Raw genomic sequence first — 15434 nt, forward strand, 5'->3', positions numbered from 1 at the left:
GCTGATGAGTGAGAGAAATCTATACATCAGATAATATAATTCCCCTCTTTGAGCTATGAGGGGTTAGGGGAGATTTGGCAGAATCAAAAACGGAGTTCAGAATAAAAATGCGCAATAAATTTATCCCTCAAATAGCCGACCCGCGTTTTGTTGAGCTGGTCGGCAATACTTTTGAAATCGAAGAACTGTTTGATCAGGCTATCTGGGCAGAAGGCCCGGCGTGGAGCAAAGCTCAACAGGCACTTTATTTCAGCGATGTGAAAGGCTGCACACTGTACCGCTGGACAGAAGCCAACGGCACGCAAATTTTCCGCCAGCCGTCGCACTTTTCCAACGGCAACGCCTTTGATGCCAACGACAACCTGATTACCTGCGAACACGGCAACCGCGGCATCAGCTTAACTACCCCAAGCGGTGAGTACCGTTTTTTAGTCGGCACATTAGACGGCAAACGCCTCAATTCGCCGAATGATGTGGTGGTCAAATCGGACGGCACAATTTGGTTTACCGACCCGCCGTATGGCATTTTGTCCGACAACGAAGGCAAGCAATCGCCAAGTGAAATTATCGGCTGCTACGTCTATTGTTACGACCCGAAAACCGATAAACTCAATATCGCCACCTTCAACACTATGCGACCAAACGGCTTGGCATTGTCGCCCGATGAAAAACAGCTTTATGTGGCAGATATGTCGAGCGTAGAGTTTGACGGCGACGGCTTGCACCATTTGGTTGTGTTCGATGTGGACGGCAACAAATTGAAAAACCGCTGTGATGTGGCGGAAATCAACCCTGGCATTCCGGACGGCTTTCGCATTAAACGCAACGGCGTGATTTTCTGCTCGTGCGAAAACGGCATTATTGCCCTCTTGCCGGACGGCACGGAACTCGGGCGTTTTGTACTCGGTAAACCGACCTCAAATTGCAGTTTCAGCGATGACGAGCAAACGCTGTTTATTACTTGCTCGAATAGTGTTTACCGCTTAACAATGAAGCCGTAATAATGAACAGCAAGGCAAAACATTTTCGCTCTACAAGCGGTTATTTTTTCGAAATTTTTTACAAAAACGGACGTGCTTCGTCCTCATAATATGGGAAATAAAATGAACTATACTCTTGGCATTGACTGTGGCGGCACTTTTATTAAAGCCGCGCTTTTTGATAATCAAGGCAATATTAAGGCGTTACATCGAGAAAATGTGTCTGTCATCAGCGATTCAGCAGGCTATGCAGAGCGTGATATGCAACAGCTTTGGGCTGTGTGTGCAGAGGTGGTACGTTTAACCGTCGAAAAAAGTGGCGTCAATCCAAGTGATATCAAGGGCGTCGGTATTTCTGCCCAAGGCAAAGGAGCATTTTTGCTGGATAAAAACAAGCAGCCGTTAGGCAGAGCGATTCTTTCTTCCGACCAACGCTCGCTTGAAATTGTAAAGCAGTGGCAAGCTGAGGGGATCCCACAAAAACTTTACCCGATTACCCGCCAAACCCTCTGGACAGGGCACCCTGTTTCGATTTTGCGTTGGATTAAAGAGAATGAGCCGGAACGCTATGCACAAATTGGTTCGGTCTTGATGTCGCACGACTATCTACGTTTTTGTTTAACAGGCGAACTGCACTGCGAAGAGACCAACATCTCCGAAAGTAATCTCTACAATATGGAGAAGGGAGAATACGATCCTGCATTAGCGGAGTTGCTCGGTTTGCAAGAAATCATCGAAAAACTACCGCTTGTGATTAAGCCGAATGAGATTGCAGGTTATGTGACCGAACAGGCTGCCGAACGGTGTGGTTTAGCGGTAGGTACCCCGGTGGTCGGTGGTCTGTTTGATGTGGTCTCTACCGCTCGCTGTACGAACCTAGACGATGAAAGCAAGCTCAACGTGGTGCTAGGCACTTGGTCTGTAGTAAGTGGCATTACCGATTATCTTGATCCTAACCAAGAGTTGCCTTTTGTTTATGGACGTTATGCAGAAGCCGGCAAATTTATTGTTCACGAAGCCAGCCCAACCTCGGCCGGGAATTTAGAGTGGTTCGTAAAACAGTGGAGTAATTTAAGCTACCAAGAAATCAATGAAGGCATTGCGGCATTACCTCCTGCCGGCAGTTCTGTACTGTTTGTGCCGTTTCTGTATGGATCTAATGCCGGCTTGGGTATGCAGGCAAGTTTCTACGGTATGCAGTCTTACCACACGCAAATGCATTTGTTGCAAGCGATTTACGAAGGTGTATTGTTTAGCTTAATGACGCATTTAAACCGTATGTTTATTCGTTTTCCACAAACGAATGTGCTACGGGTTACCGGTGGGCCGGTGAAATCAACAGTCTGGATGCAAATGTTAGCCGATCTAACCGGTATGCGTTTGGAAGTACCGCAAGTGGAAGAGACAGGTTGTTTAGGTGCAGCATTAATGGCAATGCAGGCAACAGGGCAAGATATTAGCCAAGTTCAAGCACTAAATACCGATATGCAGGTGTTTGAGCCAAATAGCGAAAATTACGATGCTTATCAAACAAAATATCTGCATTATCAAAAGCTGACAGAAGCTTTAAAAGCAATGATTTAAAAGGTGAAGTATCCTATTTAAAATAGTGATTTTTCGCAAAAATTAGAGAATATTATTGATGTTTTGTGGCATTTAATTTATTAATTAAATTTAATAATATTTAAATTAAAGCTTGACAGTAGTTTATATGACAGGTATTTTAAAAATGAAACATAAATAATTATGTTTTAGCTGTACTTATTATTTAATCCAACACAAACACAAGGAGTAGAGTTATGAGTAAAAGTTTAGATGCGAAGCGTGAAGAATTAACAAATGAAATCCGTGATATTTTAAAAAATGCGGAAGAATTATTTAATGAGACATCAGATTCTTCTACTGAAGAATATAAAAAATTAAAAGATAAATTATCAAAACAATTCGATGATGTAAAAGGTCGTTTTGCTACCTTAAAAGATGACACAGTTGATAGTGCAAAAACTGTAGTTAGAAATACTGACACTCTAGTTCAAGATAATCCATATAAAGCAATTACTGTTGCTGGTGTGGTTGGCTTATTATTAGGTGTTTTAATTTCTAGAAGATAATTATTTTTAATTTATTTTTATTGAGTTAAATAATTAAGCCACGCCATATTTGGTGTGGCTTATTGTTTAATATAAGGAATGTTAACAATGTTAGATAATATTAAGTCAGGATTTAGAAATAGTATCATTACCCTATTGGAAATAGCCCAAGTTCGCGGTGAAATGGCAAGGCTGGAAATTAGTGAGCAAAAAAATCAACTGGTTTCAGTTTTAATATTTGTATTATTGGGTTTTATATTTTTACTGGTTTCATTTATTAGTTTATTATTTGGCTTAGATAATTATTTATTGCCTGATCAGAAAATTAAAGTATTTTTTGCAATTTCAATTGTTGCATTCATTGCTGTAGTTATTTGCGGTGTAATGATTTTATCTTCTTTGAAAAAGCAACGGAATTTTATGCAAAGTACATTAACAGAGCTAAAATTAGATATTGCCGCATTCAAGAATGCTTTAACATTGAAACAGAATGGAGAGCATTAAAATGGAAGAGATGAAATTAACAGAAAAAGAGCTTTTAATTCTAAAAGGTAATGCACTTAGAATGCGATTTAAAGCAGAAACCAATAAAACGAAAAGCGAAATTATCCAACCTTTTAAACAAGTTAGAGAAACAGGTTTTGCTTTGGTAAGCTCGCCTGCAGTTAAAACTGTCGCATTGGATTTCTTAATAAAAAGATTATTTAATGTTAAAGGTTTAGGCTATTCGGCATTGGGGCTGGCTGCACTATTTTTATTGCAGCAGAGAAACGGTAATAGACGATAAATAATATACAAGCGGTTAAAATTTGCAAAATTTTTGCAGATTTTAACCGCTTGCTTTAGGTTATTGGCGTAATTATTGTGGTTTATAATCCACTAATAAATAGTTTTTAGCTACATCAAGGAATTGAGTGACTTGCTCTTGTTGCCATAGCTCATCTTTACCTAATTCTTTTGCCATAATTGCTGCCACTTTAGCTGCACTGTCGATTGCTGCTCTTGCATCGGTAAATAGCAAACGAACACGGCGGGCTAACACATCTTCTACGGTTTGTGCCATTTCTTGACGAACCGCCCAAATTACTTCAGCAACAGTATATTCCATTCTTGGATGGATTTTTTCTGCATATTCCGGATTACTTGTCATTAATTCACGTAAATGTGGAATATCTGATCCATATACATAAAGATGGTCTTGAAGATTGACTTTTTCTGCCGGGATATTGCCGTGAATCGGTAAATTCACTGTAACACATGGTTTTTTAGCTAATGTGGAATGCACTTTTAAGGCTTCTTCAACAGTATCTTCTGCCATTTGGCGATATGTTGTCCATTTACCACCTGTAATAGTAATTAAGCCGCTATTTGGGTCAGTCAATACCTTATGGCTGCGAGAAACTTCTTTGGTACTTTGACCTTCTTTTTCCGGCGCAGCAAGTGGGCGTTGTCCTGCAAAAACTGCTTTTACGTCATCACGCGTTGGTTTTTTAGTGAGGTATTGACCGGCTGTTTCTAAAATAAAGTTAACTTCTTGCTCTAACGGAATCGGCTCGTAAGATGGATTTTCAATAAGTGTATCAGTTGTACCGACAACCAGCACCTCATGCCATGGCACAGCGAATAATACTCGACCATCTGAGGTTTTTGGAATCATTAAAGCATCATTGCTTGGTAAGAATGATTTATCTAAAACTAAATGAATACCTTGGCTTGGTACAACGAATTTTTTCTGGCTACCGTGATCCATACTTAAAATATCATTCATAAATACGCCGGTTGCATTAATAACAGCTGTACCGAATACAAGGTGTTCTTGTTGATTTAGTTCATCATAGAAGGTTACACTATCAATTTTACCTGCTGGTGTTTTGTGTAAAGAGATCACTTTAGCATGGTTAAGTACCGTACCTCCATGTTCAACCACGGTTTGTGCCATATTAATGGCAAGTCGTGCATCGTCAAATTGACCATCTTGGTAAACAGTACCGGTACGTAAGCCGGAATCGTTTAATGTAGGTAAACGTCTTTTTGCTTCGGTTTTGCTAATATTTTCGGTTTTACCTAAGCTTAAATTGCCCGAGAGCATATCATATAAACCTAAGCCAACACGATACATTACGCAATCTTTTAGTTTGTAGTTTGGAATAATAAAACTTTGATTTTTAAATAAATGTGCTGCATTTTTAGCTAAACGACCGCGCTCACGTAAGGCTTCTCTTACTAAAGCAACATCCCCATTTGCTAAATAACGAACGCCACCGTGTACTAATTTGGTACTACGGCTTGAAGTTCCTTTTGCGAAGTCATGGCCTTCCAACAGTAAGGTTTTATAGCCACGAGATGCTGTATCTACAGCAATACCTAAGCCACTTGCGCCACCACCAATAATAATGAAATCCCATTTTTGAGTTTGTTGCAATTGAGCTAGTTGTTCATGTCTTTGCATTTTTTACTCCTTTTGTTCGAATAAGAACATCTGATTTTTACATAATTAGCATAAACGAAAATAAAATGAGTTAAAAGCTATTTGTTCAAAAATTAGAACTATGTCACAAAAAAATATTATTACGCTAATTTTTAAAGGATTATTAGCGGTTATGGAAGAGATTTACCGCGATAGGTTTAAGATAGAATTTTTAGTAATAAAGATTTTCTTTTTCGAATATTTTATGGTGTTTAACGTGAATTTTTTGTGAAATAAATCACATTTCTGTAAAAAATAACTTTGCCATTTTCAATTTTCATTTATTATGACTTTCTCTGAAGAGGAATTATTCCGAGGTTTTAACTAAGTTATTTATATTTATTGGAGAATATTATGTTTGGTCCATTTAAACCCGCTCCGCATATAGCGGAACTACCGGCGGATAAAGTTGATGCAAGATATAAATTCTTGCGTTGGCAAGTATTCGCAGGGATTTTCTTCGGCTATGCCGCTTACTATTTTGTGCGTGCTAACTTCGACCTTGCGAAGCCAGGTTTGGTTGAGGCTGGGCTATATACTAAGAGCCAGCTTGGAGCAGCTGGTGCTGCTTTTGGTTTGGCTTATGGATTATCTAAATTCTTTATGGGAGCTATTTCTGATCGCTCAAATCCTAAAGTATTTTTATCATTTGGATTATTGCTATCAGGCTTGTGTATGACTCTAATGGGCTTAATGCCTTGGGCAACATCAAGTGTTTTAGTTATGTGGGTAATGATCTTCTTGAATGGCTGGTTCCAAGGTATGGGTTGGCCGCCATGTGGCCGTACTATGGTTCACTGGTGGTCTAAGTCTGAGCGTGGGACAATAGTATCTGTTTGGAATACTGCTCATAATGTCGGGGGCGTTGTACCTGGCGTACTCGTTGTACTTGCTGCTACTTTATATTTCACTCAATTTGGTGTTGAGGCAAAAGCAAAAGATGTTTGGCAACAAGCACTCTATTACCCTGGTATATTAGCAATGATCTGCTCGATCTTTGTTTATATGGTAATGAAAGATACTCCACAATCTTGCGGTTTACCACCGGTTGAAAAATGGCGTAACGACTATCCAGATGACTATAACGAAAAAACCTACGAGCATGAGTTAAGTACAAAAGATATTTTTGTAACTTATGTGTTGAAAAACAAATTGTTATGGTATATCGCGATTGCAAATGTGTTCGTTTACTTAATTCGCTATGGTGTATTGAAATGGTCGCCTACATATTTGAATGAAGTGAAACATTTTAATATTAAGGGGGCTGCATGGGCATATACTATTTATGAATTAGCAGCTATTCCAGGTACACTACTCTGTGGTTGGGTCTCTGATAAATTACTAAAAGGTAAACGTGGTTTAACCGGCTTCATCTTTATGATTTTAACCACCGCAGCGGTCGTTGCATTCTGGCTCAACCCGGCTACACCGGAAGCAGAAATTGCGAGCTATGCAGGTAAAGCGTGGTATGAAAACCCATATCAGTTAATGGACTTCGTTTGGATGACCACTATTGGCTTCTTAATCTACGGCCCTGTTATGCTGATCGGTTTACACGCTCTTGAGCTTGCACCGAAAAAAGCGGCAGGTACGGCAGCAGGTTTTACTGGTTTATTTGGTTACCTAGGTGGTACTGTTGCAGCTGAAGCGGTTGTGGGCTGGGCAGCAGATAAATTCGGCTGGGACGGCGGTTTCTATGTGATGATCGGCGGCGGTGTGTTAGCAGTTCTTTTAACCTTCATTGTGATGATTGAAGAAGGCAAACACAAAGCGAAATTAGGCGACCATTACGGTAAGTAATTGCTTAAATTATTAGAAGGAAGGACTATTGTTCTTCCTTTTATTTTCAAATAAATAAGGTGGTTATTATGAAATTTAAATTAACAACACTTGTTAAAGCATTAACTCTTTCAGCGGTTGCAATGAGTGCTTATGCACAGCAATCAGATAAATTAATTATTGCTCACCGTGGGGCGAGTGGTTATTTGCCGGAGCATACGCTGGAATCCAAAGCCTTAGCCTTTGGGCAACAAGCGGACTATTTAGAGCAAGATCTTGCGATGACCAAAGACAATCGCATTATCGTGATTCACGACCACTTCTTAGACGGTTTAACCGATGTGGCGAAAAAATTCCCTGAGCGTAAACGGGCGGACGGTCGTTATTATGTGGTCGATTTCACCCTTGATGAAATCAAAACCCTTGAAATGACCGAAAACTTTGAAGTCAAAGACGGCAAACAGGTACAAGTTTATCCGAACCGCTTCCCACTGTGGCAATCGCACTTCACCATTCACACTCTTGAAGAAGAACTGGAATTTATCCAAGGTTTAGAAAAATCGACTGGCAAAAAAGTCGGTATCTATCCTGAAATCAAAGCTCCATGGTTACACCACAAAGAGGGCAAAGACATCGCACTTGAAACCCTGAAAGTGCTAAAAAAATACGGCTACGACAGCAAAAACTCGCCGGTTTATCTGCAAACCTTCGACTTTAACGAGTTAAAACGCATTAAAACCGAATTGCTACCGAAACTTGGTATGGACGTGAAATTAGTGCAGCTCGTGGCTTACACCGACTGGCACGAGACCGAAGAGAAAGATAAAAACGGCAACTGGGTCAATTACGATTATGACTGGATGTTCAAAGACGGTGCGATGGCAGAAGTGGCGAAATACGCTGACGGCGTAGGCCCAGGCTGGTATATGCTGATCGACAAAGAGAAATCACAACCGGGTAAAATTGTTTACACCCCGTTAGTCAAAGAGCTGGCAAAATACAAAATGGATCTGCACCCATACACCGTGCGTAAAGATGCACTCCCACCATTCTTTGCTAATGTGGATGAAATGTACGATGCCTTACTCAACAAAGCCGGTGCAAACGGCGTGTTCACCGACTTCCCTGACACAGGCGTGGAGTTCTTGAAAAAGCAAAAATAGTCCATTTTTAGCCTAACAAGCGGTCGATTTCTCCGGAAATTTTGCAAAATTTTCGTAAAAATCGACCGCTTGCGTTTTCGCTCAATATTTTTTTGATCTCGCTCACAATTCTTGAATAATTTGCTTTTCTAATAAGTTTAAATCCGTATAGTGTAGCAACAGTTTATTTCTAGAGGAGTGTAGTATGTTTTCCTTTCTAAAAGCCTCTCCACCGGCTGAGAAAAAGGTGGAAGCCTCTCGGGTGGATGCTGAGTATCGTAAATTGCGTTGGCAGGTGTTTGCCGGGGTGTTTATCGGTTATGCAGCGTATTACTTAATTCGTAAAAACTTTTCGTTGGCGATGCCGTATTTGATTGATGAATATGGCTTTACCAAAGCCGATTTAGGGACGGTCGGCGTGGCGTTATCGCTCGCTTACGGGTTCAGTAAATTTATTATGGGTAACGTGTCTGACCGTTCTAACCCGAAATACTTTATTACTATCGGTTTGTTAGGTTCGGCGATTGTCAGCCTTGTGTTCGGTTTAGTGCCGGGCGTGTTGTCTTCTATTCCGATTATGATTGTGTTAGCTGCCTTAAACGGTTGGTTCCAAGGAATGGGCTATCCGCCGGGTGCGAAAACGATGACAAACTGGTTCTCAACCTCCGAACGTGGAGTGTGGTGGAGCTGGTGGAACGTGTCGCATAACCTCGGTGGCGGTTTGATTGGGCCGTTGGCAATTTTAGGTTTATCGATTTTCGGCGTATGGCAGTCGCTGTTCTATCTGCCTGCGTTGATTGCGATTGTGCTGGCGTTCGTGATGTTCTACTTAATGCGTGATACACCGGAATCACAAGGTTTACCGCCGGTTGATGAGTATAAAGGTGAGAAAATTGTTGAGAAAGTAGAATCTGCTCACACACTTTCATCGAAAGATATTTTCTACAAATATATCTTAAACAACAAATTCCTTTGGGCGATTGCGATTGCGAACGTGTTTGTGTACTTCATTCGCTACGGTATTATCGACTGGGCACCGACTTACTTAAAAGAAGTGAAACACTTCTCAGTCGATAAACAGAGCTGGGCATACTTCTTATATGAATACGCAGGGATCTTCGGTATGCTTGCAAGCGGTTATTTAAGCGATAAAGTCTTCAAAGGTCACCGTGCGCCGCCGATGTTACTGTTTATGGTGGGTGTGCTGATTGCGATTGTGGTTTACTGGAAAAACCCGGCAGGCAATCCGTTAGTCGATAACATCTGCTTAGTGGCGATTGGTTTCTTGATTTACGGCCCGGTGATGATGATCGGCTTACAAGCGGCAGACTTAGTACCACGCGTGGCAACAGGGACGGCAACAGGTTTAACCGGCTTATTCGGCTACTTACTTGGTTCTGCAAGTGCAGGCTATGTGATGGGTAAATTAGTGGATATGTTCGGCTGGGATGGCGGTTTCTATGCCTTGATCATCTCTTGTTTCTTAGCCTTTGCCTTTATTGCATTGACACTGTTTAAGAAAACGTCTAAACAATTAGACAGTTAAATATCAAGCCTCAATATAAAAAATGGAACTCTGGTTAAGAGTTCCATTTTTTCATGTTCAAAAGTCTTATTCTATATTCAGCAAGAAAATTCCGGTTTGACTCAGATGAATATAATAAGCCTGCTGGGTCTCATTGTATTGATCCGGGTTGAGATTTACCATTATCTCTTTACCTTGCCATTCAACCGTAATTTCCCAATGGGCGCCCATATATACCGCGTGTTTTATCTCACAGCGTTGGTTTTCTTCCCCGGTTGCTTTAAGCTGAATTGCTTCCGGGCGTATCCCAACTAAGCAATCTCCGTTAGCGACATTGAAACGTTCTGCATTTTCTAAAGTGAAATTGAAATCGCCAATCTGAATAATGTTACCTGATTTTTTTCCTGCTAAGATGGTAGATTCGCCCATAAAGTTAGCTAAGAATAGGGAATTTGGTTGTAAGTAGAGATTCTTAGCAGTATCTTTTTGTTTTATCACACCTTTATCCATCACAATTACTTGGTCTGAAACTGCAAAAGCTTCCGATTGGTCATGAGTAACATAAAGAGAGGTTATTCCTAAACGTTGTTGTAGTTCGCGAATTTTTTCACGCATAGAGCGACGCAGATTAGCATCTAAATTACTTAACGGTTCATCAAATAATAGTACTTTAGGTTTTAAGACTAATGCTCGTGCAAGTGCTACACGTTGCTGCTGACCACCTGAAATTTGATCAACAAAGCGGTCTTCAAAACCGGCTAAATCTACCAACTCTAAGGCTTCTTTGACACGCTGTTTACGTTCTTCAGTGCTCACGCCTTGCATACGTAAACCATAACCTACGTTATCACCGATAGACATATGCGGGAATAAGGCATACGACTGGAATACGATACAGATATCACGATTTTGAATGGAGGATTTCGTCACATCTTCGCCATCAATAAAAATCTGACCTGAAGTTGGGTTTTCCAGGCCTGCCACTAAGCGAAGAACCGTTGTTTTGCCACAGCCGGAAGGCCCAAGAAGTGTGACCATTGTGCCGCGTTTGATAGTTAAATTTAGATTATTAATTACGACAGATTTACCAAAAGACTTTGTAATATTTTTTAATACTAAGAAATCATTATTCATATTTATTGCCTTATTGAGTTAAATTTTTTTAATACACAGGATGTTTCGTGTAACAAGGTTTAGTTATGTTAATGCGTTGTTTTTGCTTTAGAGCGAGAAATCCGCGTATCACCCACAATCCAATCAAAGAAGAGAATAATCGCCATCATAACCAAAATGAGTATTGATCCATAAGCAATCGCAACGCCATATTCACCATCTTCTACTCGGTTAAGTATGTAGGATGTTGCTACACGCGTATCTGCGGTTACTAAAAATACGATGGCGCTCACTGTTGTCATTGCTCGGACGAAACTTGTAACCAGGGCAGATAATAATGCTGGTTTTAATAGTGGGAAGACGATATAAACGATGGTTTTAAATGAGCTTCCTTTTAGGGATAGAGAGGCTTCATCAAGGGATTTATCTAATTGTCCTAACCCGGCAACAGCCGCCCGCATTCCTACAGGCATATTACGCATGACCATTGAAAGGATAATAATTAGTCCTGTGCCGGTAATGTAAATTGGTGCATCATTAAACGCGATGATATAAGAAACCCCAGCCACAGTACCCGGTACGGCAAAGCAAAGTAGCGTGAGGAATTCTAATGTTTTTTTGCCCTTAAAATCGCGTCTAACTGTAATGTATGCGATGAGTAAGCCAAAGATTGCAGTAATAGGGGCAGCACTTGCAGCAAAAATAACCGTTTGAATTAAAGATGGCCAAGCACCATCACTAAAACCTTGACCAAATAAAGTAATGTAATGCTGCAATGTTAATGTGTAATCTACCCCCCAGTTTTTGGTGAAGCTACCATAAAATATACTTCCGTATAACACGGCATTGAAAATAACCCAAAAACCTAATGTAAAGATAATGATGTATTTTAGGGTTGTTGGTAGTTCTTGTACGTCCCCACGGTATGATTTTCCTGAAACAGTTACATAGGAGCGATTACCTATCCACCAATACTGAATAACAAAGATAGCAAGAGAGAAGATAAGTAGTATGGTTCCTAATGTGCTAGCGGAAGCATAATCTAATTGTGAGCCGGCGATATAGAAGTAAATTTGTGATGAAATTACATCGAAACTACCGCCAAGCACTAATGGAGTACTAAAATCAGCCAATGATTGAATCGCCACTACTAAGAATGAGTTGGCTAATGCCGGTTTCAACAACGGAAAAATAATATTGAAGAATGTTTGATAGCGATTAGCTCTTAGTGTGTAAGAGGCTTCTTCAATAGATGGATGAATAGATTTTAATGCGCCTTCTAAAATCATAAATGACATCGGCGTTAATGCTAATGTGTGTGCAATCACAATGCCGGTAAAACCGTATAGCCAGTTGCTACTAAAGCCAAAATGTTCGACTAAAAAAGAGGTCACATAGCCTGAACGCCCAAGCATTAAGGTTACACCTAGTCCTACAACAAAAGGTGGCGTTACAATAGGTAAAATAGAGAATATTTTACCGATAACAGCAGTACGTTTTGCTATTCTGGTGGTGTAAAGTGCAAAAATTAATCCAAATAAGGTCGATAGAATACCGATAGTAAATGCAACACTTAATGAATTGGTGATGATACGTAGCACATAAGGTTTACTCACAATATCTAACACTTGGCTTGGAACAAATTCCGAGCCGTCATAGAACATGGAGAGGAAGATCGCAAAAGTCGGATAAACAATGAAGAAAAAAATGAGTAATATGATACTTAGCAAGGAAAATATGATGAATTTGTCCCCTTGCATAAACTTCATTTTAGCTAATGCATTCGTTGCAAGTGCAACCAGCGCAACAACTAAGACAAAAATTGAATATCCTAAACTAAATTTTTGAAGAATAGCAGAGACAAATATGAATAGGAAAATAGTAGCTAGGGTAATAAATTCAATCTTACCTTGTTTTTGTTCACCTTTATTTTCAAACCAATAGGAGACTATGGGCAAAAACAGAAGAGAGCCGAACCAAATCCAGCTTAAATTGGGTTTGGTCCAACCCATTGCAGCGTAAATTTCATCAGCTGTCGCTTCTGTAATACCATAGTGTAGTGTCATTGTAGGTAATACCATAAATCCTATAAATGACAATAAGATCCAAACTAGGTTACCTTTTAATATTTGTTTCTGTTTCCTCATAAAACCTCCGTGAAACAAGAATTACTGTGCTAATTTTACGTCTGTAACCCATTTATCAATTAGCTTACTACGCATTTCATTTGAACCAAATTTATCAAAATCATAATTGATAAGTTTTAGATTCTCTGGTTTAAGCGAATAAGGAGATGGTTCAGCGTTAATATTGGTTGGAATATGATGGGATTGTGCTTTTTGCCAAGATAATTCTTGAGCCTCTTTAGACATTACCCAATCAGCAAATAATTTTGCGTTTTCTAAATTACGTGCATTTTTAATAACGCTGATACCGCCTAGTTCATACCCGGTTCCTTCACATGGCACCACTAATTCAATAGGTGCACCATTTTCTTTTTCAAAGGAATAATTTTGTAAAAAACCTACTCCAATTGCAGTTTCACCTCTGGCAGTATTTCTTGATGGTGCTGTCCCTGCTTTCGGATACTGAGAAATATTTTGATGCAATTTTTTCAGATAATCAAAAGCATCCTTTTCTCCCCACAATTGGATGAAGGTAGATATTGCTGTATAGGCAGTGCCTGAACTTTGCGGGTCGGCTAACTGAATTTCGTTTTTAAATTTAGGGTCTAGAAGATCTTTCCAACATTGTGGTGTTTCATTAATACCTAATTTTTTCAATCTTTCGGTATTTACACCAAAACCTAAAACGCCCATATAAACAACAGAACTGCTTCCGTTACCTAATTTTTGAAATTGTGGAAGCACCTCAGCTAATTTAGGTGAAGAATAAGGTTCTACCAAACCGAGTTCTACCGCTTGTAAGTGAGTATCAAAAGGTCCACCATACCATACATCCGCTTGTGGGTTGTTTTTTTCTGCTTCCATTTTAGCTAAAGTGCTACCGGAGCTGTTTCGAATAAATGAAGCTTTAATATTATATTTTTCGGAAAAACCTTGAACGGCCTTTTCGCATACAACATTTTGAGCACTACAATAAACAACCACTCTTCCAGATGGGTTTGCAAAGGTTTCAGGACTAACGAATAGACTTGTAAATAGCAGGCTGGAAAGAGATAAAGCGATTTTTGATAATTTCATAATTATTCTCCCGATAGCAATTTTGACTGAATTTATTTAGCGAGTTTGACTTCATTAACCCATTTATCAATCAAACGCTTACGCTCTTCGCTTGAGCCATACTTCTCAAAATCATAATTGATTAAGTTTAAGTCTTTTGGATTCAGAGCGTAAGGCGAAGCCTCTGCAGTAGTATTTGTTAACACTTGGAAGGCATTACCTTTTTGCCAAGAAAGCTCTTGAGCTTCTTTTGAAAGTGACCAATCGATAAATAATTTTGCGTTTTCTAGGTTTCTTGCCCCTTTTAAGATACTGACACCACCTAATTCATAACCAGTACCATCAGTTGGTGCCGTCATTTCAATATTTGCACCGTTTTTCTTTTCTACCGCATAGTCGTGTAGGAAGCCGATACCGATAGTCGTTTCACCACGAGCGGTATTACGTGCAGGGGTAATACCTGATTTAGTATATTGCGAGATATTTTTATGTAACTTATTAAAATATTCAAAGGCTTTTTCTTCACCCCAAAGCTGAACGAAAGTGGCAATCGCAGTATAGGCAGTGCCTGAACTTTGTGGGTCAGCAATTTGGATCTCACCGGCTAAACGTGGGTCAAGCAAGTCTTCCCATGTGCTTGGTACTTTTTCGATGCCGAGCTTTTTCAAGCGATCAAGGTTTACGCCATAACCCAAAATTCCCATATAAACTGCAGATGAATAGTTACCTTTAAGCTTTGCCGGATCACGGAATTGCTCGATAATTTGTGCTAGATTTGGAGATTGATATTGTTGTAATAATCCCATTTCCGCAGCTTGAGAGTGAGGGTCTAGTGTACCGCCATACCAAACATCGGCCTGTGGATTATTTTTTTCGGCTTCAATTTTAGCTAAGGTACTGCCTGAACCGTTACGCACGAAAGCAACTTTTACATCATATTTTTTCCCGAATGCCTGAATTTCTTGTTCGCAAAGTTCATTGGTTGCACTACAGTAAACAGTTAGTCTTCCCTCTGCTAATGCAGCTTGAGAGAACATTGAGCCAAGTAATAATGTTGAAAGTGCTAAAGAGAGTTTTTTTAATTTCATCATAATTTCCCCAGAATAGTGATTGAGTGACGAACTCGCAATATAACAAGAAATTTAATGAAATTCTG

12 protein-coding genes and 1 pseudogene are annotated in these 15434 nt (G+C 39.7%); 8 read left to right on the plus strand and 5 right to left on the minus strand.

Annotated features, from left to right (window positions below; genetic code table 11):
* Positions 1-107: 107 nt before the first annotated feature.
* From A4G16_RS09995 to A4G16_RS10015, 5 genes and pseudogenes are all read left to right on the plus strand, one after another.
* Positions 108-1001: an SMP-30/gluconolactonase/LRE family protein gene (locus A4G16_RS09995; RefSeq protein WP_165889715.1), complete on the plus strand. Its 894-nt coding sequence runs from the start codon at positions 108-110 to the stop codon at positions 999-1001.
* A gap of 90 nt (positions 1002-1091) precedes the next feature.
* A complete protein-coding gene (locus A4G16_RS10000; protein ID WP_207951364.1) occupies positions 1092-2564 on the plus strand; it encodes an FGGY-family carbohydrate kinase in 1473 nt (490 codons plus the stop codon).
* Between the two features lie 200 nt (positions 2565-2764).
* Positions 2765-3091 (plus strand): annotated as a pseudogene (locus tag A4G16_RS10005) (DUF883 family protein); the annotation flags it as partial.
* An 87-nt stretch (positions 3092-3178) separates the two neighbouring features.
* Positions 3179-3574, plus strand: coding sequence for a phage holin family protein (locus tag A4G16_RS10010; RefSeq protein WP_165889717.1), 396 nt, complete (start codon positions 3179-3181; stop codon positions 3572-3574).
* A gap of 1 nt (position 3575) precedes the next feature.
* Entirely contained in the window at positions 3576-3857 is a 282-nt protein-coding gene (locus A4G16_RS10015; RefSeq protein ID WP_237052372.1) for a hypothetical protein, read from the plus strand.
* Positions 3858-3929: 72 nt separating this feature from the next.
* Here A4G16_RS10015 and A4G16_RS10020 read toward each other — a convergent pair whose 3' ends face one another.
* Positions 3930-5519, minus strand: coding sequence for a glycerol-3-phosphate dehydrogenase/oxidase (locus A4G16_RS10020; RefSeq protein ID WP_165889719.1), 1590 nt, complete (start codon positions 5517-5519; stop codon positions 3930-3932).
* A 372-nt stretch (positions 5520-5891) separates the two neighbouring features.
* Here A4G16_RS10020 and glpT point away from each other — a divergent pair, with 372 nt between their 5' ends.
* From glpT to pgtP, 3 genes are all read left to right on the plus strand, one after another.
* A complete protein-coding gene (gene glpT, locus A4G16_RS10025) occupies positions 5892-7337 on the plus strand; it encodes a glycerol-3-phosphate transporter (RefSeq protein ID WP_165889720.1) in 1446 nt (481 codons plus the stop codon).
* A gap of 68 nt (positions 7338-7405) precedes the next feature.
* Positions 7406-8479 (plus strand): glycerophosphodiester phosphodiesterase, encoded by a 1074-nt coding sequence (gene glpQ / locus A4G16_RS10030; protein ID WP_165889721.1) that lies wholly within the window; start codon positions 7406-7408, stop codon positions 8477-8479.
* Positions 8480-8663: 184 nt separating this feature from the next.
* Entirely contained in the window at positions 8664-10004 is a 1341-nt protein-coding gene (gene pgtP, locus A4G16_RS10035) for a phosphoglycerate transporter protein PgtP (protein ID WP_165889722.1), read from the plus strand.
* Positions 10005-10070: 66 nt separating this feature from the next.
* Here the strand turns inward: pgtP and fbpC are convergent, their stop codons facing one another.
* The 4 genes from fbpC to A4G16_RS10055 form a co-directional block, all read right to left on the minus strand.
* A complete protein-coding gene (gene fbpC, locus A4G16_RS10040; protein ID WP_165889723.1) occupies positions 10071-11117 on the minus strand; it encodes a ferric ABC transporter ATP-binding protein in 1047 nt (348 codons plus the stop codon).
* Between the two features lie 68 nt (positions 11118-11185).
* On the minus strand, positions 11186-13243 hold the full coding sequence (locus A4G16_RS10045) for an ABC transporter permease (RefSeq protein ID WP_165889724.1): 2058 nt from the start codon (positions 13241-13243) through the stop codon (positions 11186-11188).
* Positions 13244-13264: 21 nt separating this feature from the next.
* Positions 13265-14299: an ABC transporter substrate-binding protein gene (locus A4G16_RS10050; protein WP_165889725.1), complete on the minus strand. Its 1035-nt coding sequence runs from the start codon at positions 14297-14299 to the stop codon at positions 13265-13267.
* Positions 14300-14331: 32 nt separating this feature from the next.
* On the minus strand, positions 14332-15366 hold the full coding sequence (locus A4G16_RS10055; RefSeq protein ID WP_165889937.1) for an ABC transporter substrate-binding protein: 1035 nt from the start codon (positions 15364-15366) through the stop codon (positions 14332-14334).
* Positions 15367-15434: the final 68 nt, after the last annotated feature.

It is taken from the genome of Mannheimia granulomatis (assembly GCF_011455695.1).
Classification (GTDB): Bacteria; Pseudomonadota; Gammaproteobacteria; order Enterobacterales; family Pasteurellaceae; genus Mannheimia; species Mannheimia granulomatis_A.